The sequence below is a fragment of the Streptomyces sp. NPDC101219 genome, from assembly GCF_044767675.1.
Taxonomy (GTDB): Bacteria; Actinomycetota; Actinomycetes; order Streptomycetales; family Streptomycetaceae; genus Streptomyces.
Map to the genome: position 1 here is coordinate 56,406 of NZ_JBIWOK010000010.1, position 22,983 is coordinate 79,388.

Annotated in this window: 27 protein-coding genes; 21 read left to right on the top strand and 6 right to left on the bottom strand. The window is 74.4% G+C overall.

Translation table 11 applies throughout. The features are described 5' to 3' along the window. Positions 1 to 176: 176 nt before the first annotated feature. Positions 177 to 344: a hypothetical protein gene (locus ACIRPP_RS20740; protein WP_192231494.1), complete on the bottom strand. Its 168-nt coding sequence runs from the start codon at positions 342 to 344 to the stop codon at positions 177 to 179. Between the two features lie 226 nt (positions 345 to 570). On the opposite strand from ACIRPP_RS20740, the gene ACIRPP_RS20745 reads away from it, so the two are divergent. The 4 genes from ACIRPP_RS20745 to ACIRPP_RS20760 all read left to right on the top strand — a co-directional run bounded on the left by ACIRPP_RS20745 (position 571) and on the right by ACIRPP_RS20760 (position 4,738). After that, on the top strand, positions 571 to 1,782 hold the full coding sequence (locus ACIRPP_RS20745; protein WP_403644766.1) for an NYN domain-containing protein: 1,212 nt from the start codon (positions 571 to 573) through the stop codon (positions 1,780 to 1,782). A gap of 205 nt (positions 1,783 to 1,987) precedes the next feature. Beyond that, on the top strand, positions 1,988 to 2,962 hold the full coding sequence (locus tag ACIRPP_RS20750; RefSeq protein WP_205076880.1) for an ABC transporter ATP-binding protein: 975 nt from the start codon (positions 1,988 to 1,990) through the stop codon (positions 2,960 to 2,962). Positions 2,963 to 3,159: 197 nt separating this feature from the next. Further along, the gene (locus ACIRPP_RS20755; protein ID WP_164443899.1) at positions 3,160 to 3,981 is read left to right on the top strand and encodes an ABC transporter permease; all 822 of its coding nucleotides are present in this window, start codon (positions 3,160 to 3,162) and stop codon (positions 3,979 to 3,981) included. Positions 3,982 to 4,015: 34 nt separating this feature from the next. Next, positions 4,016 to 4,738 carry an AAA family ATPase gene (locus ACIRPP_RS20760; protein ID WP_403644769.1) on the top strand — a complete coding sequence of 241 codons (723 nt, stop codon included), beginning with the start codon at positions 4,016 to 4,018 and terminating at the stop codon, positions 4,736 to 4,738. 100 nt (positions 4,739 to 4,838) lie between these two features. Here ACIRPP_RS20760 and ybaK read toward each other — a convergent pair whose 3' ends face one another. From ybaK to ACIRPP_RS20780, 4 genes are all read right to left on the bottom strand, one after another. After that, positions 4,839 to 5,339, bottom strand: coding sequence for a Cys-tRNA(Pro) deacylase (ybaK, locus tag ACIRPP_RS20765; protein WP_403644772.1), 501 nt, complete (start codon positions 5,337 to 5,339; stop codon positions 4,839 to 4,841). Positions 5,340 to 5,488: 149 nt separating this feature from the next. Next, a complete protein-coding gene (locus ACIRPP_RS20770) occupies positions 5,489 to 6,229 on the bottom strand; it encodes an LON peptidase substrate-binding domain-containing protein (protein ID WP_403644775.1) in 741 nt (246 codons plus the stop codon). Between the two features lie 11 nt (positions 6,230 to 6,240). Further along, positions 6,241 to 7,329, bottom strand: coding sequence for a hypothetical protein (locus tag ACIRPP_RS20775; protein ID WP_403644778.1), 1,089 nt, complete (start codon positions 7,327 to 7,329; stop codon positions 6,241 to 6,243). A 378-nt stretch (positions 7,330 to 7,707) separates the two neighbouring features. Then, positions 7,708 to 9,285 (bottom strand): oxidoreductase, encoded by a 1,578-nt coding sequence (locus tag ACIRPP_RS20780; RefSeq protein ID WP_403644781.1) that lies wholly within the window; start codon positions 9,283 to 9,285, stop codon positions 7,708 to 7,710. Between the two features lie 193 nt (positions 9,286 to 9,478). Here ACIRPP_RS20780 and hisD point away from each other — a divergent pair, with 193 nt between their 5' ends. Genes hisD through hisF form a run of 8 tightly spaced genes read left to right on the top strand, consistent with a single transcriptional unit; the run spans position 9,479 to position 15,241 of the window. Then, complete coding sequence (gene hisD / locus ACIRPP_RS20785; protein WP_403644783.1) at positions 9,479 to 10,819, top strand: histidinol dehydrogenase; 1,341 nt, start codon at positions 9,479 to 9,481, stop codon at positions 10,817 to 10,819. Continuing rightward, the gene (locus ACIRPP_RS20790; RefSeq protein WP_164344527.1) at positions 10,816 to 11,958 is read left to right on the top strand and encodes a histidinol-phosphate transaminase; all 1,143 of its coding nucleotides are present in this window, start codon (positions 10,816 to 10,818) and stop codon (positions 11,956 to 11,958) included. The genes hisD and ACIRPP_RS20790 overlap by 4 nt, the downstream gene beginning before the upstream one ends. After that, positions 11,955 to 12,548, top strand: a complete 594-nt coding sequence (gene hisB / locus ACIRPP_RS20795; protein ID WP_164338392.1) for an imidazoleglycerol-phosphate dehydratase HisB — start codon at positions 11,955 to 11,957, stop codon at positions 12,546 to 12,548. Before ACIRPP_RS20790 ends, hisB begins: the two co-directional genes overlap by 4 nt. Next, positions 12,545 to 12,703 carry a hypothetical protein gene (locus tag ACIRPP_RS20800; RefSeq protein ID WP_192230919.1) on the top strand — a complete coding sequence of 53 codons (159 nt, stop codon included), beginning with the start codon at positions 12,545 to 12,547 and terminating at the stop codon, positions 12,701 to 12,703. Before hisB ends, ACIRPP_RS20800 begins: the two co-directional genes overlap by 4 nt. A 1-nt stretch (position 12,704) precedes the next feature. Then, positions 12,705 to 13,346, top strand: a complete 642-nt coding sequence (gene hisH, locus ACIRPP_RS20805) for an imidazole glycerol phosphate synthase subunit HisH (RefSeq protein WP_403644786.1) — start codon at positions 12,705 to 12,707, stop codon at positions 13,344 to 13,346. Between the two features lie 4 nt (positions 13,347 to 13,350). Beyond that, complete coding sequence (gene priA, locus ACIRPP_RS20810; RefSeq protein ID WP_403644789.1) at positions 13,351 to 14,076, top strand: bifunctional 1-(5-phosphoribosyl)-5-((5-phosphoribosylamino)methylideneamino)imidazole-4-carboxamide isomerase/phosphoribosylanthranilate isomerase PriA; 726 nt, start codon at positions 13,351 to 13,353, stop codon at positions 14,074 to 14,076. Beyond that, positions 14,073 to 14,477, top strand: coding sequence for a Rid family hydrolase (locus ACIRPP_RS20815; protein WP_403644792.1), 405 nt, complete (start codon positions 14,073 to 14,075; stop codon positions 14,475 to 14,477). Before priA ends, ACIRPP_RS20815 begins: the two co-directional genes overlap by 4 nt. Beyond that, positions 14,474 to 15,241 (top strand): imidazole glycerol phosphate synthase subunit HisF, encoded by a 768-nt coding sequence (gene hisF / locus ACIRPP_RS20820; protein WP_403644795.1) that lies wholly within the window; start codon positions 14,474 to 14,476, stop codon positions 15,239 to 15,241. The genes ACIRPP_RS20815 and hisF overlap by 4 nt, the downstream gene beginning before the upstream one ends. A gap of 13 nt (positions 15,242 to 15,254) precedes the next feature. Here the strand turns inward: hisF and ACIRPP_RS20825 are convergent, their stop codons facing one another. Beyond that, on the bottom strand, positions 15,255 to 15,890 hold the full coding sequence (locus ACIRPP_RS20825) for a TIGR03085 family metal-binding protein (RefSeq protein WP_403644798.1): 636 nt from the start codon (positions 15,888 to 15,890) through the stop codon (positions 15,255 to 15,257). A gap of 152 nt (positions 15,891 to 16,042) precedes the next feature. On the opposite strand from ACIRPP_RS20825, the gene hisI reads away from it, so the two are divergent. From hisI to trpA, 9 genes are all read left to right on the top strand, one after another. Beyond that, positions 16,043 to 16,435 carry a phosphoribosyl-AMP cyclohydrolase gene (gene hisI, locus ACIRPP_RS20830; protein WP_403644801.1) on the top strand — a complete coding sequence of 131 codons (393 nt, stop codon included), beginning with the start codon at positions 16,043 to 16,045 and terminating at the stop codon, positions 16,433 to 16,435. An 11-nt stretch (positions 16,436 to 16,446) separates the two neighbouring features. Beyond that, on the top strand, positions 16,447 to 17,949 hold the full coding sequence (locus ACIRPP_RS20835; protein WP_403644803.1) for an anthranilate synthase component I: 1,503 nt from the start codon (positions 16,447 to 16,449) through the stop codon (positions 17,947 to 17,949). 41 nt (positions 17,950 to 17,990) lie between these two features. Then, a complete protein-coding gene (locus ACIRPP_RS20840; RefSeq protein ID WP_205077279.1) occupies positions 17,991 to 18,632 on the top strand; it encodes a TIGR02234 family membrane protein in 642 nt (213 codons plus the stop codon). Positions 18,633 to 18,806: 174 nt separating this feature from the next. Continuing rightward, a complete protein-coding gene (locus tag ACIRPP_RS20845) occupies positions 18,807 to 19,058 on the top strand; it encodes an HGxxPAAW family protein (RefSeq protein ID WP_164337979.1) in 252 nt (83 codons plus the stop codon). 85 nt (positions 19,059 to 19,143) lie between these two features. Beyond that, a complete protein-coding gene (locus tag ACIRPP_RS20850) occupies positions 19,144 to 19,578 on the top strand; it encodes a DUF2752 domain-containing protein (RefSeq protein WP_403644805.1) in 435 nt (144 codons plus the stop codon). Between the two features lie 179 nt (positions 19,579 to 19,757). Continuing rightward, entirely contained in the window at positions 19,758 to 20,567 is an 810-nt protein-coding gene (gene trpC / locus ACIRPP_RS20855) for an indole-3-glycerol phosphate synthase TrpC (protein ID WP_403644808.1), read from the top strand. A 22-nt stretch (positions 20,568 to 20,589) separates the two neighbouring features. After that, the gene (gene trpM, locus ACIRPP_RS20860; protein ID WP_403644811.1) at positions 20,590 to 20,841 is read left to right on the top strand and encodes a tryptophan biosynthesis modulator TrpM; all 252 of its coding nucleotides are present in this window, start codon (positions 20,590 to 20,592) and stop codon (positions 20,839 to 20,841) included. Between the two features lie 8 nt (positions 20,842 to 20,849). Then, complete coding sequence (trpB, locus tag ACIRPP_RS20865) at positions 20,850 to 22,136, top strand: tryptophan synthase subunit beta (RefSeq protein ID WP_403644814.1); 1,287 nt, start codon at positions 20,850 to 20,852, stop codon at positions 22,134 to 22,136. After that, the gene (trpA, locus tag ACIRPP_RS20870; protein WP_403644820.1) at positions 22,133 to 22,948 is read left to right on the top strand and encodes a tryptophan synthase subunit alpha; all 816 of its coding nucleotides are present in this window, start codon (positions 22,133 to 22,135) and stop codon (positions 22,946 to 22,948) included. Before trpB ends, trpA begins: the two co-directional genes overlap by 4 nt. Positions 22,949 to 22,983: the final 35 nt, after the last annotated feature.

Below are 22,983 nucleotides of genomic sequence, written 5' to 3' on the forward strand. Positions count from 1 at the left end.
AAGCCCGGCCCGGGCGTTGTCGGGCTAAGACTGGTGTTGGTGGGGCCGTTCGTGCGTGCGGGGGGCCCCACCGGGGGGCGCGGGGGGGCCGGCCCCCCCCGGGGGGGCCCCCCCCGCGGGGGGGGCCCCCCCTCTCCCTGCCTCGTGGCGGGTCTCCACGACCCGGCACGAAGGGATCAGTTGTGGCCGAAACGCTTCTGCCGGCCCTTGCCCCGGCCCATGTCGCCGGGGGTCACCTCCGTGGTGCGCTGCTCGTCGGGCGTCTCCATCGCGGTGGGCTGCGCCGCCCGCTGGGCGCGCTCGGCCTGCGGCTGCTTACGGTCACGGTTCTTGTTCTTGGCCATGGTGATGCCTCCTGTGGGGATCTAGGGGCCAGGGCCGGGACCAGATTCACATACCCTGATAAGCAGTGCATGTTGGACAATTACCGTGCGTGACAGGGGCGGTCGGCGAAGGAAGTGTGGAAACGCCACGCCGAAGATCGAGTTCGGGCCGTTAACCCCGGCCAGGTCGGGCAGACTCGAATCGAGCCCAGCCCGAAGCAAGCCTCCCGGAAAGAGGGTGGAACGCGTGGACCGCTGCATCGTCCTGGTGGACGCCGGGTATCTGCTGGGTGCCGCCGCCAGCCTCCTCGCCGGGGAGCCCTCCCGGTCCCGCATCACCGTCGACCACACCGCCCTGATCCAGGGGCTGCGCGAGCGCGCCGAGTCGGACACCGAGCAGCCGCTGCTGCGCATCTACTGGTTCGACGGCGCCCCCGACCGCGTCCCGCAGCCCGAACACCGCCGGCTGCGCGTGATGCCCCGGGTCACCGTCCGGCTGGGCGCCCTGACCCGCAGCGACGGACGCTGGGCGCAGAAGGGCGTGGACGCCGCCATGCACGCCGAGCTGACCGAGCTGGCCCGCAACCGCGCCTGCTCCGACATCGTCCTCGTCACCGGCGACGGCGACCTGCTGCCGGGCATGATGGCGGCCAAGGAGCACGGCGTCGCCGTCCACCTGTGGGCCGTGCAGGCCGCCGACGGCGACTACAACCAGTCCGAGGACCTCGTCGCCGAGGCCGACGAGCGCCGGGTGCTGGACCGGGCCTGGATCACCCGCGCGGTGCGGCCCAAGGAGTATCCCGGGACGTGCGCCCCGCCGCCCGCGCCCCGGCCCGAGATCGCCGCGATCCTGTCCGCGCCGCTGCCGGACTCCGCGCTCGCCGCGGCCGCCGAGCGGACCGCCCAGGAGCCCCGCGGCCCGGCCGCCCCCGGACGCAACGGCACGACGGAGCGCCCCCCGGCCACCAAGGGCGTCCCCACCCCGAAGGACCTGGCGGCCCTGCGGGGCCCGGGCACCCCGCACCCCCAGCAGCCCGCCTCGGCGACCCTGCGCTGGTCCTCCGACAAGGGCTGGGTCGACCGCCCCGCCGCCGAGCCCGCCGAGGCCGCGTCCATGCCGACCCTCGCCCAGCTGACCACGGCCGAGCAGCGCTGGGCCGACCGCGAGGAGGACATCACCACCGTCGGCGGCGACCCCTACGAGGTGGGGCAGGTCTTCGCCCGGCGCTGGGTGGAGCGCCTGGGCGACCAGACCCACATCCAGAAGCTGTCCGCCATGTACCCGCGCATCCCGCACCGCATCGACGGGGAGCTGCTGCGCTACGCCGCCCGCTTCGGCCTGCTCGCCCACAAGGACGACCAGATCGACGAACGCGACCGTTACGCCATCCGGGCGGGCTTCTGGCGCGAGCTCGACGTCCGGACCGGCACGGAACGCACGGCCGCCCCCGGGGAGTGACCCGGGCCGGCCCGCTGCCCCGCGTCCCCGCTCCCGAGGTCCGGCGGGCGCCGCCGGGTTGGTCGGGGTTGCGGCCGGTTCGACGCGCCGCGGGCGAAATGCGGGCCCGGGGGCGACCCGAGGGCGGGCCGGGGCCCACGACCCCGTAGTCTCGTCCCTTGTGAGTACGCGCGTGGCACAGGGAACCGGGCACGACGGCGAGGTCGTGTGTGCGGTGCGCGGGCTGACCAAGACCTATCCCGCGGTCCGCGGACGGCGCGGGGTGCCCGCGACACCCGAGGTCCGGGCCACCGACGACGTACGGCTCGACATCCGGCGCGGCGAGATCTTCGGGCTACTCGGCCCCAACGGCGCCGGCAAGTCCACCCTGGTGCGTCAGCTCACCGGGCTGATGCGCCCCGACCGCGGCAGCGTGGAGATCCTCGGCCACGACATCGTGCGCCACCCCGAGCGGGCCTCGCGCATCCTCGCCTACCTCGGCCAGGAGTCCACCGCCCTCGACGACCTCACCGTGTCGCTCGCCGCCGAGACCACGGGACGGCTGCGCGGCCTGGACGTCCGGCGCGCGCGGGCCGAACGCGACGCCGTCCTGGAGGAGCTGGGGCTCACCCCGCTCGCCGGCCGCCCGCTGCGCAAACTGTCCGGCGGGCAGCGCCGGCTGGCCTGCTTCGCCGCCGCGCTGGTGGGTCAGCGGCCGCTGCTCGTGCTCGACGAGCCGACCACCGGCATGGACCCGGTCGCGCGCCGCGCGGTGTGGTCCGCCGTCGACCGGCGCCGGGCCGAACACGGCACGACCGTGCTGCTGGTCACCCACAACGTCATCGAGGCCGAGACCGTCCTCGACCGGGTCGCCGTCCTCGACCGGGGCCGCGTCATCGCCTGCGACTCCCCGGCCGGACTGAAGGAGCAGGTCGCCGGAGAGGTCCGGGTCGACCTGGTGTGGCGCGAGACGGCACCGCTGCAGGTGCCCGAGGTGGCCGCGCTGCGGGACCGGGCCGTCGAGTCGGGCCGCCGGTGGACCCTGCGGCTCGCCCCCGAGGAGGCCCGCACCGTCGTCGCCACCGTCACCGGCGGGGCCGCCTTCGCCGCCCTCGACGACTTCACGCTGGCCACGCCCAGCCTGGAGGACGTGTACCTCGCGCTGGGCGGCGCCGTACGACAGGGACTGGTGAAGGCGTGAGCACACGGGCCGCGGCATCCGTACGGAACGGGGCGACCACGTCCGCCGGACCGGGCGACCCCCCGGAGCGGCGGCCGGGCCGACTTCCGGGCGAAGGGCCCAGGGTCTTCCGTCCGGATCGGGCCGGATCAGGGAGCGGGGCCGGCGAGCCCGGCACGATCCATACGAGAGGCCCTAGCGAAGGGGAGCAGCGCGACGTGAGTGTCGTACCCGCCGATGTCCTGCCGGGCGGTGCCCGGGGCGTGGAGGAGACCGCGCCGGCGCCGGCCGAGCTCGGCCCCCGGGCCCGGCTGTGGCCCTCCCTGGCGGCGGTGTACCGGGCGCAGCTGTCCCGGGCGAGGGTGGCGCGCATCCCCCTGCTGTTCGTGGCGACCTTCCAGTCCGTCGGGATCATGATCCTGATGCGCGGGGTCGTCGACGGCGGCGGCGAGGCCCGGGCCGTGGTCGCCGGATCGTCGGTCCTGGTCGTCGCCTTCGTCGCGCTGAACCTCCTGGCCCAGTACTTCGGCCAGCTGCGTTCCAGCGGCGGCCTCGACCACTACGCGACGCTGCCCGTCCCGCCGGCCGCCGTGGTGCTGGGCGCGGCCGGGGCGTACGCCTCCTTCACCGTGCCGGGGACGGTGGTCACCGCCGTGTTCGGGTGCGTGCTCTTCGGGCTCCCGCTGACCCACCTGTGGGTGCTGGCCGCGGTGATCCCGCTGGCGGGCGCCGCGCTCGCCGGGCTCGGTGCGGCCCTGGGCCTGCTGGCTCCCCGGCCGGAGCTCGCCACCCTGCTCGGCCAGCTCGGCATGTCGGCGGCGCTGCTGCTGGGCGTGCTGCCCGCGGAGCGGATGCCGGAGGCGGTGCGCCTGGCGCGTGACCTGCTGCCCTCGACGTACGGCGTGGAGGCCTACGCACGCACCTTCGCGCCGGACCCCGACTGGGCCTTCGTGCTCGGCGACCTGGCGGTCTGCGGGGTCGTCGGCGTCCTCTCGCTGGCCGTCGCCACCTGGGCGTACCGCAGGGCCGCCGTCCGATGACGCGCCGCACAGCGGCGCCTGGCACGATGTCAGGGTGAGCGCACCTCTGACACCACCACCGCCTCCGCACGAGCACTCCGCGCCCGGTGCGGGCCGGCCGCCGGCCGCCGGCCACGCGACCGCCCCGGCCGGGGACGCGACGAAGCCCGCGCACACCGGGCACACCGGGGACGGCTGGTACGGACAGGACGGCCCCGGGATGAAGACGGAACTGCGCGAGGCCGCCGTGGCCGCCGTGGCGGTGGCCCTCGGCGGCGTGCTCCTCGGTGTGCTGTGGTGGTGGCTGGCACCGCGCGTCCCGCTGGTCGGCGACGCGGTCGAGGGCAACTGGGTCGTCTACGTCAAGGAGACCGAGGGCGAGCAGGCCATCGGCGTGGACGGCACCTTCACGCTGCTGGCGCTGGCGCTGGGCGCGGTGAGCGCGCTCGCGGTGTTCCTGGTCCGGCGGCAGGGCGGCGTGCCGCTGGTGGTGGCGCTGGCCGTCGGGGGACTGCTCGGCTCGGTGCTGGCCTGGCGGCTCGGGGTGTGGCTGGGTCCCACCGAGGACGTCATCGCCGAGGCCCGGAGGGTGGGGGAGGGCGCCACCTTCGACGCCCCGATGAAGCTGGGCGCCAAAGGCGCCCTGCTGGCCTGGCCGCTGGCCGCCCTGGTCGTCCACCTGGGCCTGACCGCCCTGTTCGGACCCCGCGATCCCGAGCCCTACCCGCCGGCCGACCCGCACCTCCCACAGGGGCCGTACGGAGCGCCGGGGGCCTGACGCACGACCCGGGGCGGGATCCGCGGGCCGCGGAGGTGAGGCCCGTAACGGCTGACGTCGCGCCGGGCGCTCAACGGTCGCCGCCCGCCCTCCGGCGGGCTCAGCCGCGCCCGATGGGGGCGAGGACCGCGCCGGTCAGCGCCGCCAGGTCGTCCGGGGAGAGTTCCACCTCCAGACCGCGGCGGCCGGCCGAGACGCAGACGGTCCGGTGCCCGGCCGCCGACTCGTCCAGCACCGTGGGGAGCCGCTTGCGTTGGCCGAGGGGCGAGATGCCCCCGCGGACGTAGCCCGTGGTGCGCTCCGCCAGGGCCGGGTCGGCCATCGCCGCCCGCTTGCCGCCGACCGCCGCGGCCAGGGCCTTCAGGTCCAGCTGTCCTGCCACCGGCACCACCGCCACCGTCAGCGCGCCGTCGACGTCCGCCACCAGCGTCTTGAACACCCGGTCCGGGGAGACGCCCATCGCCTCGGCCGCCTCCTGACCGTAGGAGGAGTGCGCGGGGTCGTGCTCGTAGGCGTGCACCGTGTACTCGACCCCGGCCGACGTCAGCGCCACCGTCGCGGGCGTGCCGCCCGGCTGCTGCTTCCTGGACTTCTTCGCCATCGCGCTGCGTCCCTCCCCGCCCCGTACGGCTTCCGTGCCGCGGGTCTTCGCCTACGTCTCGTGCGTCTTCTGCGTCTCGTGCTTCTTCGTGCGTCCCCGCGCGTCCGGCGGCCCCGTATCGCGCGGGGCGGCGGGCCGGGCGCGGCCGGTCAGTTCAGGCTCGTCGGGGCCTGGGTCAGGTCGGCCGCGGGCAGCGACGGCAGGTTGCGGATGATGGCCGTCTCCGCCCGCAGCAGGGTGAGCTCGTCCCGCAGCCGGGACGCGGTGTCCGGGGCCTGGAGCAGGCGCTGCTTGGTCGGCGTGTCCAGCATCATCGCGGCGGCGACCAGGTAGGACACGACGCTCGGCTCGTCCGGCAGCTCCGTGCCCGTGGACAGGGACCGCTCACGCGCCCCGGCGAGCCGCTTCTGGTACTGCTGGAACGCCCGCAGCACACCCTCCGCCAGCGCCCCCGCCTCCTCGCCGGGTTCCTCGGCCAGCGGCTCCAGCTCCGCCGTCAGGTACGGCCCGGAGGCGTCGACCGACAGCAGCCGCACCCGGGTGGTGCCCGTCGCCAGCACCTCGAAGGTGCCGTCGGCCCGCTCCCGGATCGTCGCCGCGTCGGCCACACAGCCGATCCTGTGCAGGGCGCGCGCCGGGTCGGTGCCGAAACCGGCCGCCGGGCCGCGTTCGGGCACCGCCGTCGGGTCCGGCATGCCGGGGGCGCTGGGCGCTACCTCGTGGCCGTCGCGGATCGCCACGACGGCGAACCGGCGCGGCTCGTCCTCCGTGGTCTTCAGCAGCTCGCGCATCATGGCGCGATATCGCTCCTCGAAGACGTTCAGCGGGAGCACGAGCCCCGGGAACAGCACCGAGTTCAGGGGGAAGAGCGGGAGCCGGGCGGTGGTCACGACGCAAAAGCCTAATGGTCGCCGTGGCCGAGTCGTCCGCCCTGTGCACTCCGCGGATGGCCGGGGCGCCTGTGGAGGCGCTCGTGGCCGGGCGCCGGAACGCCGGACACCACCGCCTCGCGCACCGCCCGGCGCACCTGGAGGAACCGGCCCAGCGGATCCTCCGCGTCGCGGTCCCAGGGGAAGGACGTGGCGTACGGGCCGGTGCGCCGCAGCTGCTCCAGGGCGTCCGGCCAGCGCTCCAGGCGGACCAGGACGTCGACCAGCAGATTGCGCGGCCCCGCCGCCCAGGGCAGGTCCGCCGGGAGCCGGGCGGACAGGGCGACGGCGCGGTCGGCCGCCGCGTCGAGCCGGGCGCGCGGCACCTCGGGGCCGCAGCCGTCCGTCAGGTAGCCGTACGCCGCCCGCAGGGGGAGCGCCTGGACCAGCGAGTCCGGCGGGGCGTCCTGCGCCGCCCGGTCGGCGAAGTCGAGACACTCGTGGTGGGCGCCGTGCCAGGCGGACGCCAGATAGCGCAGGGCCGCCACATGGCAGCCGTAGTGGTGCGGGGAGCGGCGGACCGCCGCCGCCCACACCTCCTCGAAGTACCGGTGCCCGGCGCGGGCGCCGCGCGCGTGGTCCAGGGCCACCCGCCAGGGCACCGGATCGCGGTGCTCGGCCCGGGCGGCGGCGGTGATCAGCGGGCTGACCTCGCGCAGCAGTTCCGCGCGGGCGGGCGAGTCCCAGGCGCGGTCCACCGCCAGCTGGGCCCGGACCAGCAGCAGGTCCGGGGCGGCCGGGTCCAGGGCCTGCCAGGTGTCGAGCCATTCGGGCCGGGAGCGGGCGAAGGCGGCGAGACGGCGCACATACCGGTCGCGGCGCTCCCAGGCACCCGTGTGCCGGGTGGCGGCGAGCAGTGCGGCGGCCAGCGCGTGGTCCCCGGCCGCCGCACCGACCAGCGCAGGACCCGACACGTCGTCGGGCGCGTCGAGCAGCACCTCGTCGTCGTCCGGCAGCGCGACGGCACCGGCGGAGGGGGGCGCGGGACGCCGGAACCCCCTGAGCCCGCGGATCCGGGACGAACGGGTGAAGCCGTGCAGCGAGGTCATGGTGTCGACCATTGAAAGACCGCAGGTCACAGAGGCGCCACCCCCTGCGCCGAAGTCGCGGAAGGTTGTACGCCACACAGTCAAGGGACGGCAAAATGGCAGCCCTCCGGCACCATGCGTTCCCCGGGGGACCCGACTGGTCCGGAACCAGGAGCCCGCCTGGCCGGGAACCGGAAGCCCGCCTGATCGGGAACCAGGAGCCCGCCTGATCGGGAACCAGGAGCCCGCCTGGCCGGGAACCGGAAGCCCGCCTGGCCGGGAACCGGGAGCCCGCCCGGTCCGGAACCGGAAGCCCGCCTGGCCGGGAACCAGGAGCCCGCCCGGTCCGGGACGGCAGGCCCGCACCGGTGCCGGGCCGCGACGGCGCTTGCGGCGCGCGCGGGGCGCCGGTCAGTGACGCCGCAGTGTGCGGGTGGCGCCCGCCGCGACCGTGGTGGCCAGGATCCAGCCCAGCAGGATGAACGCCGCCGCCAGCCACTGCCAGCCGCCCCGCAGCTGCCAGAACCCCACCTGGCCCAGGTCGATGACCGGCAGCAGCAGGTCGAGGGCGAACAGGGACGGGTTCCAGGCCGGGTGCTCCCCGCTCTTGATCGGCGGGTGGTGGGCGTGGGCGAAGGCCAGGGTCCCGCCCGCCCACAGCACGGCCATCCACACGGCGGCCCGGCCCGGCCGGTACCCGTAGGCGACGGTCCAGTCCTGGGCGTACCCCCAGAGTTTGGCCGCCACCGGCAGGCTCTCGCGGCGGCGGCGCTGCTTGGCGAGCAGCACCTCGCGGGCGTCCTCGTCCTCGCCGCCCTCCCGCAGGACCGCGGCCAGCCGCTCGTAGGGCTCCGGGTTGTACTCGGCGCTCGCGGCGGCCACCCACCGCAGCCTCATCCGCAGCGGGAACGGCCCGCGCGGGACCAGGTTCTCGTAGACGAAGCCGCCCATGTGCAGCCGGCCGGGGCCGGGCCAGCTGTCGGCGCGGTCCATCAGGTTGACCACCCGCGCCCCGGACAGCACCACCCTGCCGCGGGCCGGACGCTCGCCGAGGAAGCGCAGCTCGGACGTCTGCACCCGGCGCAGCGACAGCTCCTGGTCGTCGGTGAGGACGAACCGGGCCCGCTCGAAGTCCACCGCGTCCCCGAACCGGCCGTCGTCCAGGCGTATCCCGCCCCGGCAGTCGAAGCGCTGGATGCGCGTGCCGCGCGCCGGGGTCATCCCGCTGCGCGCCTGGGAACCGAGCCCCGCGGGGGTGAGGTACAGCGAGCGCTCGACGGTCAGCTGCGGTGCGTTCAGCGCGAGCCGGGCGTGCGGGTTGTTCAGGCGGGCGCCGCGCAGGCTCAGCGAGACGCCTATCTGCGCGCTGCGCAGGCTCAGCTCGCCGTGCGACTCCAGCATCTCCGCCGTCAGGTCCTGGCCCACCGTCATGCCGTCCCCGGCGATCGACCGGCCGCTGCGGTCCCGGTGCACGACGGCCTGGTTGAGCAGCAGGTCCGTGCCGATCCGGGCGTCGGTCAGCCGTATGCCGCCCAGGAACCGGCAGCGCGGCAGGTGCAGGTCGCCCTCGGTGTGCAGCCGGGCCGCCTCCAGCCGGGGGACCGAGCAGTCCACCAGCCGCACCGTGGTGAAGCGGGCCTCCGGCAGCAGCACGTCCCGCTCGAAGCGGCAGCCGCGCATCTCCAGGTACGGCGTCACGACACCGCCCGCCAGGTCCAGCGTGCCGCTGATCCGCACCCCCACCAGCTTCAGTGAGGACACCCGGCCGGTCAGCGCGGGCGGGCCGTCCAGCAGCAGCCAGCACACGACCCGCGCGCGGACGGTCCGCTCCGGTCCCCAGGGGTGCACCCCGTGCGGGTCGTCGACGCCCGGGTCGCCGCTGCTCAGGTCGTAGACACTGCCGTTGCGGAAGGCCTGCCACATGCCCGCCTCCACGGGTGTCAGGTCCTCCGGCGGCTCTCCGCTGCGCGGCCCCGCCCCCTCGGTCACGGCTTCCCCCTCCCTCCCGCATACTCGCCGGTTCGGTCCTTCGTACAACCGGTGATGCCCGATACCGTGACGGGTTGAACACGGAACGTGAGGTGAATGTGGTTCGCGTGTGCGGACGGTCACCGGAAGCGACCCGTATCAGCCATTGGAACGGGCGCACGGCCCCGGACGCGGGTCTGAGAGAATTGGTCCCGTGCTGCAACATTCCTTCCTGGCCCGACTCGATCTGCGCGGTGACGCCCTCCCCGAGGGCCCCGCGCTGCGCGACCTGCTGCCGCGCGCCGACTTCGACGTGGCGACCGCCCTGGACAAGGTGCGGCCGATCGCCGAGGCTGTGCATCATCGGGGCGACGCCGCGCTGATCGACTTCGCCGAGAAGTTCGACGGGGTGCGTCTGGAGTCCGTCCGGGTCCCGGCCCGGGCGCTCACCGACGCCCTGGAGGGGCTCGACCCCGCCGTCCGCGCGGCCCTGGAGGAGTCCATCCGCCGCGCCCGGACCGTCCACCGCGAGCAGCGCCGCACCACCCGCACCACCCAGGTCGTGCCCGGCGGCACGGTCACCGAGAAGTGGGTCCCGGTCGACCGCGTGGGGCTCTACGCGCCCGGCGGCCGGTCCGTCTACCCGTCCTCCGTGATCATGAACGCGGTCCCGGCCCAGGAGGCGGGCGTCCCGTCGATCGCCCTCGCCTCCCCGGCGCAGGCCGACTTCGGCGGGCTGCCGCACCCGACGATCCTCGCCGCCTGCGCCCTCCTCGGCGTCGACGAGGTGTACGCGGCGGGCGGCGCAACCGCCGTCGCGATGTTCGCGCACGGCACCGAGTCCTGCCCGCCGGCCACCATGGTCACCGGCCCCGGCAACATCTGGGTCGCCGCCGCCAAGCGTTACTTCACCGGGAAGATCGGCATCGACGCCGAGGCCGGTCCCACCGAGATCGCGATCCTCGCCGACGCCACCGCCGACCCGGTGCACGTCGCCGCCGACCTGATCAGCCAGGCCGAGCACGACCCGCTGGCCGCCGCCGTCCTGGTCACCGACTCCGTCGAGCTCGCCGACGCCGTCGACGAGGAGCTCACCCGGCAGGTCGCCGCCACCAAGCACATCGACGACCGGATCGTGCCGGCCCTGTCCGGCAAGCAGTCCGCCACCGTCCTCGTCGACGGCATCGACGAGGGCCTGCGCGTGGTCGACGCCTACGCCGCCGAGCACCTGGAGATCCAGACCGCCGACGCCGCCGCGGTCGCCGAACGCGTGCGCAACGCGGGCGCGGTCTTCGTCGGCCCCTGGGCCCCCGTCTCCCTCGGCGACTACGCGGCCGGCTCCAACCACGTCCTGCCCACCGGCGGCTGCGCCTGCCACTCCTCGGGCCTGTCCGTGCAGTCCTTCCTGCGGGGCATCCACATCGTCGACTACGGCCGGGACGCGCTGGCCGACGTCGCCCACCACGTGGTGACCCTGGCGGAGGCGGAGGACCTGCCCGCGCACGGCGCGGCGGTCAAGGCGAGGTTCGGCTGGAAGGTACCGACGAGCAAGTGACCACCACCATCGACGATCTCCCCGTACGGGACGAGCTGCGCGGCAAGTCGCCCTACGGCGCGCCCCAGCTGGACGTGCCGGTACGGCTGAACACCAACGAGAACCCCTACCCGCTGCCCGAGCCGCTCGTCGAGAGCATCGCCGAGCGGGTCCGCGAGGCCGCCCGGAACCTCAACCGCTACCCGGACCGGGACGCCGTCGAGCTGCGCACCCGGCTCGCCGCCTACCTCACGGACACCTCCGGACACCCCGTCGGCGTGGGCAACGTCTGGGCGGCCAACGGTTCCAACGAGGTCATCCAGCAGCTGCTGCAGACCTTCGGCGGGCCCGGCCGCACCGCGATCGGCTTCGAGCCGTCCTACTCGATGCACGCCCTGATCGCCCGGGGCACCGGCACCGGCTGGATCTCCGGCCCGCGGGGCGCCGACTTCTCCGTCGACCTCGCCGCCGCCGAGCGGGCGATCGCCGAGCACCGCCCCGACGTCGTCTTCGTCACCACGCCCAACAACCCCACCGGCAACGCCGTCCCGGCCGACACGGTCCGCGCGCTGTACGACGCGGCGCAGGCCGCCAGGCCGTCGATGGTGGTCGTGGACGAGGCGTACGTCGAGTTCAGCCACGGCGACTCGCTGCTGCCGCTGCTCGACGGCCGGCCGCACCTGGTCGTCTCCCGCACCATGTCCAAGGCGTTCGGCGCGGCCGGACTGCGCCTCGGCTACCTCGCCGCGCACCCCGCGGTCGTGGACGCCGTCCAGCTCGTCCGGCTGCCGTACCACCTGTCGGCGGTCACCCAGGCGACCGCCCTGGCCGCCCTGGACCACACCGACCTGCTGCTGAAGTACGTCGAGCAGCTGAAGGCGGAACGGGACCGGCTGGTCACCGAGCTGCGCGCCCTCGGGTACGAGGTGACCGAATCGGACGCGAACTTCGTCCAGTTCGGCCGGTTCCCCGACGCGCACGCCGCCTGGCGCAGGATCCTCGACCGGGGCGTCCTGGTCCGGGACAACGGAGTACCGGGGCACCTGCGGGTCACCGCGGGCACCCCGGCGGAGAACGACGCGTTCCTCGACGCGGTCCGTGACAAACAGTTGTTGACGGGGGACACCCCCACGTCCTCCCCGAAGGAGCAGAGCGCATGACCCGCGTAGGACGCGTGGAACGCACCACCAAGGAAACGACCGTCCTCGTCGAGATCGACCTCGACGGCACCGGGAAGACCGAGATCTCCACCGGTGTCGGCTTCTACGACCACATGCTCGACCAGATCGGCCGGCACGGTCTGTTCGACCTGACCGTGAAGACCGAGGGCGACCTCCACATCGACTCGCACCACACCATCGAGGACACCGCTCTCGCGCTGGGCGCCGCCTTCAAGCAGGCCCTCGGCGACAAGAAGGGCATCTACCGCTTCGGCAACTGCACGGTGCCCCTCGACGAGTCCCTCGCCCAGGTCACCGTCGACCTCTCCGGCCGCCCCTACCTCGTGCACACCGAGCCCGAGAAGATGGCGCCGATGATCGGCGAGTACGACACCACGATGACCCGGCACATCCTGGAGTCCTTCGTGGCCCAGGCCCAGGTCGCGCTGCACGTCCACGTGCCCTACGGGCGCAACGCGCACCACATCGTCGAATGTCAGTTCAAGGCCCTCGCCCGCGCCCTGCGCTACGCCAGCGAGCGCGACCCGCGGTCCGCGGGCATCGTGCCCTCCACGAAGGGCGCCCTGTGAACGGCCTGTCCACCCTCCTGATCGTCGTCGGCCTGTTCTTCGTCGGCGGCGTCATCTCCTTCATCAAGCAGGGGCTGCCCAAAGGCGTGACCGCGGTGCTCGGCATCGGCGCCGCGCTGTGTCTCCTCGCGGGCATCCTCAGGCTGGAGGTGTGACGTGAGCACCACCAAGAAGGTGGTGGTCTTCGACTACGGCTTCGGCAACGTGCGCTCGGCCGAACGGGCCCTCGCCCGCGCCGGGGCCGACGTCGAGATCACCGGCGACTACGACCGGGCGATGAACGCCGACGGGCTGCTGGTCCCCGGCGTCGGCGCCTTCGCCGCCTGTATGAAGGGCCTCAAGGAGGCCCGCGGCGACTGGATCGTCGACCGCCGGCTGGCCGGCGGGCGCCCCGTCATGGGCATCTGCGTCGGTATGCAGATCCTGTTCGCCCGCGGCATCGAGCACGGCGTGCGCACCGAGGGCCTCGACGAGTGGCCCGGCTCCGTCGAGCCGCTGCAGGCCGACGTCGTGCCCCACATGGGCTGGAACACCGTGGACGCGCCGGAGGGCTCCGAACTGTTCGCCGGCCTGGACGCGGACGCCCGGTTCTACTTCGTGCACTCCTACGCCGTGCACGACTGGTCCTTCGAGGCGCAGAACCCGGCGATGCGCCCGCCCGCGGTCACCTGGGCCACCCACGGCGAGCGCTTCGTGGCCGCCGTGGAGAACGGCGCCCTGTGGGCCACCCAGTTCCACCCCGAGAAGTCCGGCGACGCCGGTGCCCAGCTCCTCACCAACTGGATCGGAACCCTGTAGCGACATGGCCAAGCTCGAACTCCTCCCCGCCGTCGACGTCCGGGACGGCCAGGCCGTCCGCCTCGTGCACGGCGAGTCCGGCACCGAGACCTCCTACGGCTCCCCGCTCGACGCCGCCCTCGCCTGGCAGCGGGCCGGCGCCGAGTGGCTGCACCTGGTCGACCTGGACGCCGCGTTCGGAACCGGGGACAACCGGGAGCTGATCGCCGAGGTCACCGCCGCCATGGACCTCAAGGTGGAGCTGTCCGGCGGCATCCGCGACGACGACACCCTGGCCGCCGCGCTCGCCACCGGCTGCACCCGCGTCAACCTCGGCACGGCCGCCCTGGAGACGCCCGAGTGGGTCGCCCGCGTCATCGCCGAGCACGGCGACCGGATCGCCGTCGGCCTGGACGTGCGCGGCACCACCCTGCGCGGCCGCGGCTGGACCCGCGACGGCGGCGACCTGTACGAGACGCTGGAGCGCCTCGACAAGGAGGGCTGCGCCCGCTACGTCGTCACCGACATCGCCAAGGACGGCACCCTCCAGGGTCCCAACCTGGAGCTGCTGAAGAACGTCTGCGCCGCCACCGACCGCCCGGTCGTCGCCTCCGGCGGTGTCTCCTCGCTCGACGACCTGCGCGCCATCGCCGGCCTCGTCCCGCTCGGCGTCGAGGGGGCCATCGTCGGCAAGGCCCTGTACGCCAAGGCGTTCACCCTGGAAGAGGCGCTGGAGGCCGTGGCCCGATGACATCCGATGCCGTGCGGCGCGTGCAGAGCCAGAACCCCTACGAGGACACCTTCGGCTTCGCACGGGCCGTCGCGGCGGGGGACCGCGTCCTCGTCGGGGGCACCACCGCCTTCCGGGGCGACGTGCTGCACGGCGAGGGCGACCCCTACGAACAGGCCAAGGCGGCCTTCACCCTCGCCCTGGAGGCGATCGGTGAGTTCGGGCTCGGCCCCGAGGCGGTGATCCGCACCCGGGTGCACCTCGCGCACTCCCGGGACATCGACGCCGCGGGCCGCGCCCACAAGGAGCTGTTCGACCCGGTGCGCCCGGTCACGACCTTCCTCGTGGTGGAGGGTTTCGTCGACTCGCGCGTGCTGGTGTCGGTGGAGATCGAAGCATTCAGAGGAGCCGTGGATTCATGACCCTGGCGGTCCGAGTCATCCCCTGCCTGGACGTGGACAACGGCCGGGTCGTCAAGGGCGTGAACTTCCAGAACCTGCGGGACGCGGGCGACCCCGTCGAGATGGCCAAGGTGTACGACACCGAGGGCGCCGACGAGCTGACGTTCCTGGACATCACCGCCTCGTCGGGCAACCGCGAGACCACCTACGACGTGGTCCGGCGCACCGCGGAGCAGGTGTTCATCCCGCTCACGGTGGGCGGCGGCGTCCGCACCGCCGAGGACGTGGACCGGCTGTTGCGGGCGGGCGCCGACAAGGTCGGCGTCAACACCGCGGCGATCGCCCGCCCGGACCTCATCCGGGAGATCGCCGAGCGCTTCGGCCGCCAGGTCCTGGTGCTGTCGGTGGACGCCCGCCGCACCCCGGCCGGCTCGGACGGCCCCGCCTACGAGGTGACCACGCACGGCGGCCGTCGCGGCACCGGCATCGACGCCGTCGAGTGGGCCCACCGGGCGGCCGAACTGGGCGCCGGCGAGATCCTGCTCAACTCCATGGACGCCGACGGCACCAAGGACGGCTACGACCTGGAGATGATCACCGCGGTCCGGGGGCACGTCACGGTCCCGGTGATCGCCTCCGGCGGCGCGGGCCGGCTCGACCACTTCGCGCCCGCCGTCGACGCCGGGGCGGACGCGGTCCTGGCCGCCTCCGTCTTCCACTTCGGCGACCTGCGCATCGGCGAGGTCAAGGACAGCCTGCGCCGGGCGGGCCACCCGGTCCGCTGACGCCGGGCCGGGCTCAGATGCCGAGCTGCTTGGTCTCCCGCAGCCGGGTGATCGCGTCGTCGTCGCCGTCCAGGTCCACCTTGGCGGCGCTCTGCCGGCCGTAGGCGAACAGCACCAGCTCGGACGGCTCGCCGGTCACCGTGACCACCGGGGTGCCCCGGTGGGCGACGACCGTCTGGCCGTCCGGGCGGCGCAGCACCAGGCCCGTCGGCACCGAGCGGCCCATCAGCCGGGCGGTGCGCTCCAGCCGCGACCACAGGGCGTTCTGGAACACCGGGTCGAGCTCCCGCGGCGACCAGTCCGGCTGCGCCCGGCGGACGTCCTCGGTGTGCACGTAGAACTCGACGATGTTCGACATCTCGTCGACCTGTTTGAGGTTGAAGGGCGAGAAGCGGGGCGGGCCGGTACGGATGAGCTGGATCAGCTCCTCGTACGGCTTGGCGGTGAATTCCGCCATCACCCGCTCCAGACGGGGCGCGAGCTGTTTGACCAGCATCCCCCCGGCGGCGTCGGGGCGGCGCTCGCGCACCACCACATGGGCGGCCAGGTCCCGGGTCCGCCATCCCTCGCACAGGGTGGGCGCCTCGGGCCCGGCGGTCTCCAACAGATCGGCCATGAGAAGTCGTTCACGCTTGGCATGGGTCGACATGCCGGCCAGCCTACGGCCGCCCGCGCGCCGCGCCCACCCGTCGCCCTCCGTCCCGGCCGGGTCCGGCGGCCGCCGCGGGCCGCGTCCCGCGCGTGTGTCCTCCCTGTGGACGCATGCCGTGCCGGCCCGCCCGGCGCGGCACAATGGCCCCCATGACCAGCACGTCCCGGCCCAGCCCGCTCGCCCCCGAGATCGCCGCGCGCCTCAAGCGGACCCCCGACGGCCTCCTGCCCGCCATCGCCCAGCAGTACGACACCGGAGAGGTGCTCATGCTGGGCTGGATGGACGACGAGGCGCTGCACCGCACCCTCACCACCGGCCGCTGCACCTACTGGTCCCGCAGCCGCGGCGAGTACTGGGTCAAGGGCGACACCTCCGGCCACGTCCAGTGGGTGAGGTCGGTCGCCCTGGACTGCGACGCCGACACCGTGCTGGTCAAGGTCGACCAGGTCGGCGCCGCCTGCCACACCGGGGCCCGCACCTGCTTCGACGCCGACGTGCTGCTGCGGGACGGCGATCACGGCGTCCCCGGCTCCGGTCAGTAGGGTCAGCCGTCATGGACCTCGAGACGTTCCGCAAGCTGGCCACCGACCGCCGCGTCATCCCGGTCACCCGCAAGCTGCTCGCCGACGGCGACACACCGGTGGCGCTCTACCGCAAGCTGGCCGCCGAACGGCCCGGCACCTTCCTGCTGGAGTCGGCGGAGCAAGGGCGCTCCTGGTCCCGGTACTCCTTCGTCGGGGTCCGCAGCGCCGCCACCCTCACCGAGCGGGACGGCCGCGCCCACTGGGAGGGCACCCCGCCGGTCGGCGTCCCCGTCGAAGGGGACCCGCTGGCCGCCCTGCGCGCCACCCTCGAAGCCCTGCACACCCCGCGCGACCTCGCCCACGACCTGGGCCTGCCGCCCTTCACCGGCGGCATGGTCGGCTACCTCGGCTACGACGTGGTGCGCCGCCTGGAGAAGGTCGGCGCCGGCGAGCGCGACGGCACCGACCCGACCAGCGTGCCCGAGCTGACCATGCTCCTCACCAGCGACCTCGCCGTCATGGACCACTGGGAGGGCGCCGTCTGGCTGATCGCCAACGCGATCAACCACAACGACCTGGAGACCGGCGTCGACGAGGCGTACGCCGACGCCGTGGCCCGCCTGGACGCCATGCAGGCCGACCTCACCCGGGCGGTCGCCCAGCCCCCGGCGCTCCTGCCGCCCTCGGAACTGCCCCCCTACACCGCCCGGTGGGGCGGCGAGGAGTTCCAGACGGCCGTCGAGGACATCAAGGAGCGCATCCGGGCCGGCGAGGCCTTCCAGGTGGTCCCCTCGCAGCGCTTCGAGGCCCCGTGCACGGCGACCGCCCTGGACGTCTACCGGGTCCTGCGGGCCACCAACCCGTCGCCGTACATGTACCTGTTCCGCTTCGACGGCTTCGACGTGGTCGGTTCCTCCCCCGAGGCGCTGGTGAAGGTCGAGGACGGCCGCGCCATGGTCCACCCCATCGCCGGCACCCGGTGGCGGGGGGCGACCCCGCAGGAGGACCAGGCCCTCGCCGACGAGCTGCTCGCCGACCCCAAGGAGCGGGCCGAGCACCTGATGCTGGTCGACCTGGGCCGCAACGACCTCGGACGGGTCTGCGAGCCCGGCTCGGTCGAGGTCGTCGACTTCATGTCGGTCGAGCGGTACTCCCACGTCATGCACATCGTGTCGACGGTGACCGGGCAGGTCGCGTCCGGCCGCACCGCCTTCGACGTGCTCACCGCCTGCTTCCCCGCGGGCACCCTGTCGGGCGCGCCCAAGCCCCGGGCGCTGCAGATCATCGACGAGCTGGAGCCGTCCCGGCGCGGCCTGTACGGCGGCGCCGTCGGCTACCTCGACTTCGCCGGCGACTCCGACACGGCCATCGCCATCCGCACCGCCCTGCTCCGCGAGGGCACGGCCTACGTGCAGGCGGGTGCGGGAATCGTCGCCGACTCCGACCCCGTCGCCGAGGACACCGAGTGCCGCAACAAGGCGGCGGCGGTGCTGCGCGCCGTGTACACCGCGAACCGGCTGGGAACGGCCTGAGCCGAACCCCGGGTGACACATCGCCCGGGGTTCGCGCGATAGTGGAGGGCGTGACTGCTGTACCTCACCCCCGTTCCGAAGCCGCCGGCCCCTCCCGGGCCGGCCGCCGCAGCCTCGCCCTCGCCCTGCTGAGCGGCGCCGCGGGCGCGGCCGTGGCCCTGCTCGCCACCCGGCAGCAGTGGTCGGAGGGCACCGCGACGGTGGCCGGCGGCGCCTTTCCCCTGACCGCCCGGGGCAGCGACGTCACCGGCGTCCCCGCCGCCCTGGCCGTGGTGGGCCTGGCCGCCCTGGTCGCCGTGTTCGCGGTGCGCCGAGCGGGCCGCCTCGCCGTGTCCGCGCTGCTCGCCCTGTCCGGCGCGGGCACCGTCGCGGCGGCCCTGCTGGGCGCCTCCGACCGCGGCGCGCTGGAGCAGAAGGCCGCCGAGGCCTCCGGCGACACCTCCGCGACCGTCGCCGCCCTCAGCCACACGGCATGGCCGTACGTGGCCGCCGCGGGCGGCCTGCTGATCCTGCTGGCCGGGGTGCTCGCCCTGCGCTACGGCCGGCTGTGGCCCGCCATGTCCGGCCGCTACGAGCGCGACGGCACCCCGCGCCCGCGCCGCAGGCCCGCCGCGGTCGACCCCGACCGCCCCGAGGACCTGTGGAAGGCCCTGGACCGCGGCGAGGACCCCACCGGCGCCTGACCCCGCGCCCTTCCCGCCCGGCCTTCCCGCCCGGCCTCCTCGCGGCCGGACGGGGCACCCGGCGACGGGCGTCCGGCGCGCTGGGAACACCCCCGCTGACGCCGGACGCGCGCGTGCGGGACAATGAGGGCGAGCATCCTGCTCAGACACGTACACAGCAACGAGGAGCAAGCAATGGCGGGCAGCAGCCACGGTCACACCCCGGCCGCCTGGACCGGTGTCATCATCGCCTTCATCGGTTTCTGCGTCGCGGGGACGTTCATGGTGATGGACCAGCCGGCGGGCTTCTGGGCCGGTATGGGCATCGTGCTCCTCGGTGCCCTGGTCGGCGGGATCATGAGCGTGATGGGCATGGGCCAGCCGAAGCACGTCCACCCCGTGCACAAGGTCACCGGCGAGGGCGCGCCGGCCCGCGCCCAGAGCTGAGACACCGCACCACCGCACCACCGCGCCGCCGGGGGCGGGCCGGCACACGCGTGCCGACCCGCCCCCGGCGCGCGTGCCGGGCACAATGCACAGGGTGAACGCCGTCAGCCCGCCCGCGTCCCGCGGCACCGCCGCCCGCCTGGCCGTCCCCGCCGGAGTGCTGGCCGCCGTCGTGGCGGCCTTCGCCTACGTCGGCGCCGTGGACCCCAACGAACCCGGCCACTACCCGGCCTGCCCGCTGCTGCGCCTCACCGGCCTGTACTGCCCCGGCTGCGGCGGACTGCGCAGCGCGCACGCCGTCGTCCACGGCGACCTCCTGACGGCGCTGCAGGCCAACGCGCCCGCCGTCCTCGGCTACGCCGGCTTCGCCGTGCTGTGGACCGTCTGGGTGGTCCACGCCGCCCGCGGGAAGCCCCTGCGGATCGACCCCGGGCCGGCGCTCCTGTGGTCGCTCGGGGCTTTGCTGCTGGTCTTCACGGTTGTCCGGAACCTGCCGTTCGGTGGCTGGCTGCATCCTTGATCGACCGGGGGATGTCCAGCTAGTGGGACCGGCGTCAACCGGATGCGGGGCATACGCCCGGCTGCGGATACCATCGCAGTGACCACCGGTTCCGTCCGGCGGCCCGACCACCGAGGCGGGCACCCCGGCACCCGGAACCAACGCACCGAAGACCACCCGTCAGGAAGGGGGCCGCTCGCGTGAGTGTGCTCGACGAGATCATCGACGGAGTGCGGGCCGACCTCGCGGAGCGGCAGGCGCGCGTCAGCCTCGACGAGCTCAAGGAGCGCGCCGCGAAGGCCCCCGCCGCCAAGGACGGCGCCGCCGCGCTGCGCGGCGACGGCGTCAAGGTGATCTGCGAGGTCAAGCGCTCCAGCCCCTCCAAGGGCGCGCTCGCCGCGATCGCCGACCCGGCCGGCCTCGCTGCCGACTACGAGGCGGGCGGCGCGTCCGTGATCTCCGTGCTCACCGAGGAGCGCCGCTTCGGCGGCTCGCTGGCCGACCTGGAGGCGGTCCGCGCCCGGGTGGACATCCCGGTTCTGCGCAAGGACTTCATCGTCACCTCCTACCAGCTCTGGGAGGCCCGCGCGCACGGCGCCGACCTCGCGCTGCTGATCGTCGCCGCCCTCGACCAGGCGGCCCTGGAGTCCCTCATCGAGCGCGCCGAGTCCATCGGCCTCACCCCGCTCGTCGAGGTCCACGACGAGGACGAGGTCGAGCGCGCGGTCGACGCCGGTGCCAAGGTCATCGGTGTCAACGCCCGCAACCTCAAGACCCTCGAGGTCGACCGCGGCACCTTCGAGCGGGTCGCCCCGGAGATCCCCGCCCACCTGGTCAAGGTCGCCGAGTCCGGCGTCCGCGGACCGCACGACCTCATCGCCTACGCCAACGCCGGCGCCGACGCCGTCCTGGTCGGCGAGTCGCTGGTCACCGGCAAGGATCCCAAGACGGCCGTCTCCGACCTGGTGGCGGCGGGGGAGCACCCCGCGCTGCGCCACGGGCGGAGCTGACCCCACCGCCAGGCTGCCCCCGATGACCACTGCGCCGACCCCCGCCCGGGACCCGTACGCCCGCCTCGCGCGCGGCTGCCGGCCCCGCGGCTGCCGGGCTCCCGCCCGCCGGGTGCACGGCCGCAGGGTCCGCTACGTCATCGGCGACGAACCCGGGCAGGTCAACGGCATGCGATGGCAGCACCCTGCTCCCCGGGGGAGCGGGGCCGCGCCGCACCAGCGGCCGACGGCCCCGCCCCCACGGCGCAAGCTGCCCCACCGACACTCACCGTGAGGTTCCGCATGCCCAGCACCTTCTTCATCCCCGACCCCGAGGGCCGGGTCCCCAGCGCCGAGGGTTACTTCGGCGCCTTCGGCGGCAAGTTCATCCCCGAAGCCCTCGTGGCGGCGGTCGACGAGGTCGCCGTCGAGTACGACAAGGCCAAGTCCGACCCCGAGTTCGCCCGCGAGCTCGACGACCTCCTGGTCCACTACACGGGCCGCCCGAGTGCCCTGACCGAGGTCCCCCGGTTCGCCGAGGAGGCGGGCGGAGCCCGGGTCTTCCTCAAGCGCGAGGACCTGAACCACACCGGCTCCCACAAGATCAACAACGTGCTCGGCCAGGCCCTGCTGACCAGGCGCATGGGCAAGACCCGCGTCATCGCCGAGACCGGCGCCGGGCAGCACGGCGTGGCCACCGCCACCGCCTGCGCCCTGTTCGGCCTCGACTGCACGATCTACATGGGCGAGATCGACACGCAGCGCCAGGCCCTCAACGTGGCCCGGATGCGGATGCTCGGCGCCGAGGTCGTCGCCGTGAAGTCCGGCAGCCGCACCCTGAAGGACGCCATCAACGAGGCGTTCCGCGACTGGGTCGCCAACGTCGACAGCACCCACTACCTGTTCGGCACCGTCGCCGGCCCGCACCCCTTCCCGGCCATGGTGCGCGACTTCCACCGGGTCATCGGCGTCGAGACCCGCCGCCAGCTCCTGGAGCGCGCCGGCCGGCTGCCCGACGCGGCCGTCGCCTGCGTCGGCGGCGGCTCCAACGCCATCGGCCTGTTCCACGCCTTCATCCCCGACGAGGGCGTCCGGCTGATCGGCTGCGAGCCCGCCGGCCGCGGCATCGACACCGGCGAGCACGCGGCCACCCTCACCGCGGGTGAGCCCGGCATCCTGCATGGCTCCCGCTCCTACGTCCTCCAGGACGACGAGGGCCAGATCACCGAGCCGTACTCCATCTCGGCCGGGCTGGACTACCCGGGCATCGGCCCCGAGCACTCCTACCTCAAGGACTCCGGCCGCGGGGAGTACCGGGCGGTGACCGACGACGCCGCCATGCAGGCGCTGCGGCTGCTGTCCCGCACCGAGGGCATCATCCCGGCCATCGAGAGCGCCCACGCCCTCGCCGGGGCCCTGGAGGTCGGGCGGGAGCTGGGCCCGGACGGGCTGATCGTGGTCAACCTGTCGGGCCGCGGCGACAAGGACATGGACACCGCCGCGCGCTACTTCGGCCTGTACGACACCGACGCCGAGGTCGCCGCCGACGAGGCCGGCGGCACCGCCGAGATCGAGGGGGACGCCAAGTGAGCGGGAACCTGCGGCTGCTGAACGACACCCTCGCCGCGGCGAAGGCCGAGGGCCGTGCCGCCCTCATCGCCTACCTCCCGGCCGGGTTCCCGACCGTGGACGGCGGCATCGACGCGGTCCGGGCCGCCCTCGACGGCGGCGCGGACGTCGTGGAGGTGGGCCTGCCGCACAGCGACCCGGTGCTCGACGGCCCGGTCATCCAGACCGCCGACGACATCGCCCTGCGCGGCGGCGTGCGGATCGCCGACGTGATGCGCACCGTCCGCGAGGCGCACGCCGCCACCGGCAAGCCGATCCTCGTCATGACCTACTGGAACCCCATCGACCGCTACGGCGTCGAGCGGTTCACCGCCGAACTCGCCGAGGCGGGCGGTGCCGGGTGCATCCTGCCCGACCTGCCCGTCCAGGAGTCGGCGCTGTGGAAGGAGCACGCCGACAAGCACGGTCTCGCCACCGTCTTCGTCGTCGCGCCCAGCAGCAGGGACGCCCGCCTGGCCGAGATCACCGCGGCCGGCAGCGGCTTCGTCTACGCCGCCTCCCTGATGGGGGTCACCGGCACGCGTGAGTCGGTCGGCGCCCAGGCCGAGGACCTGGTGCGGCGCACCCGGGCCACCACCGACCTGCCGGTGTGCGTCGGGCTCGGGGTCTCCAACGCGGCGCAGGCCGCCGAGGTGGCCGCCTTCGCCGACGGCGTCATCGTCGGTTCGGCCTTCGTCAAGCTGATGCTGGACGCTCCCGACGCCGCCGCCGGCGTGGCGGCCGTCCGCTCGCTCGCCGGTGACCTGGCCGCGGGGGTCCGCCGCCGGGTCTGACCCCCGGGAGGGACCCGGGGCCGGCCCGGCCGGTC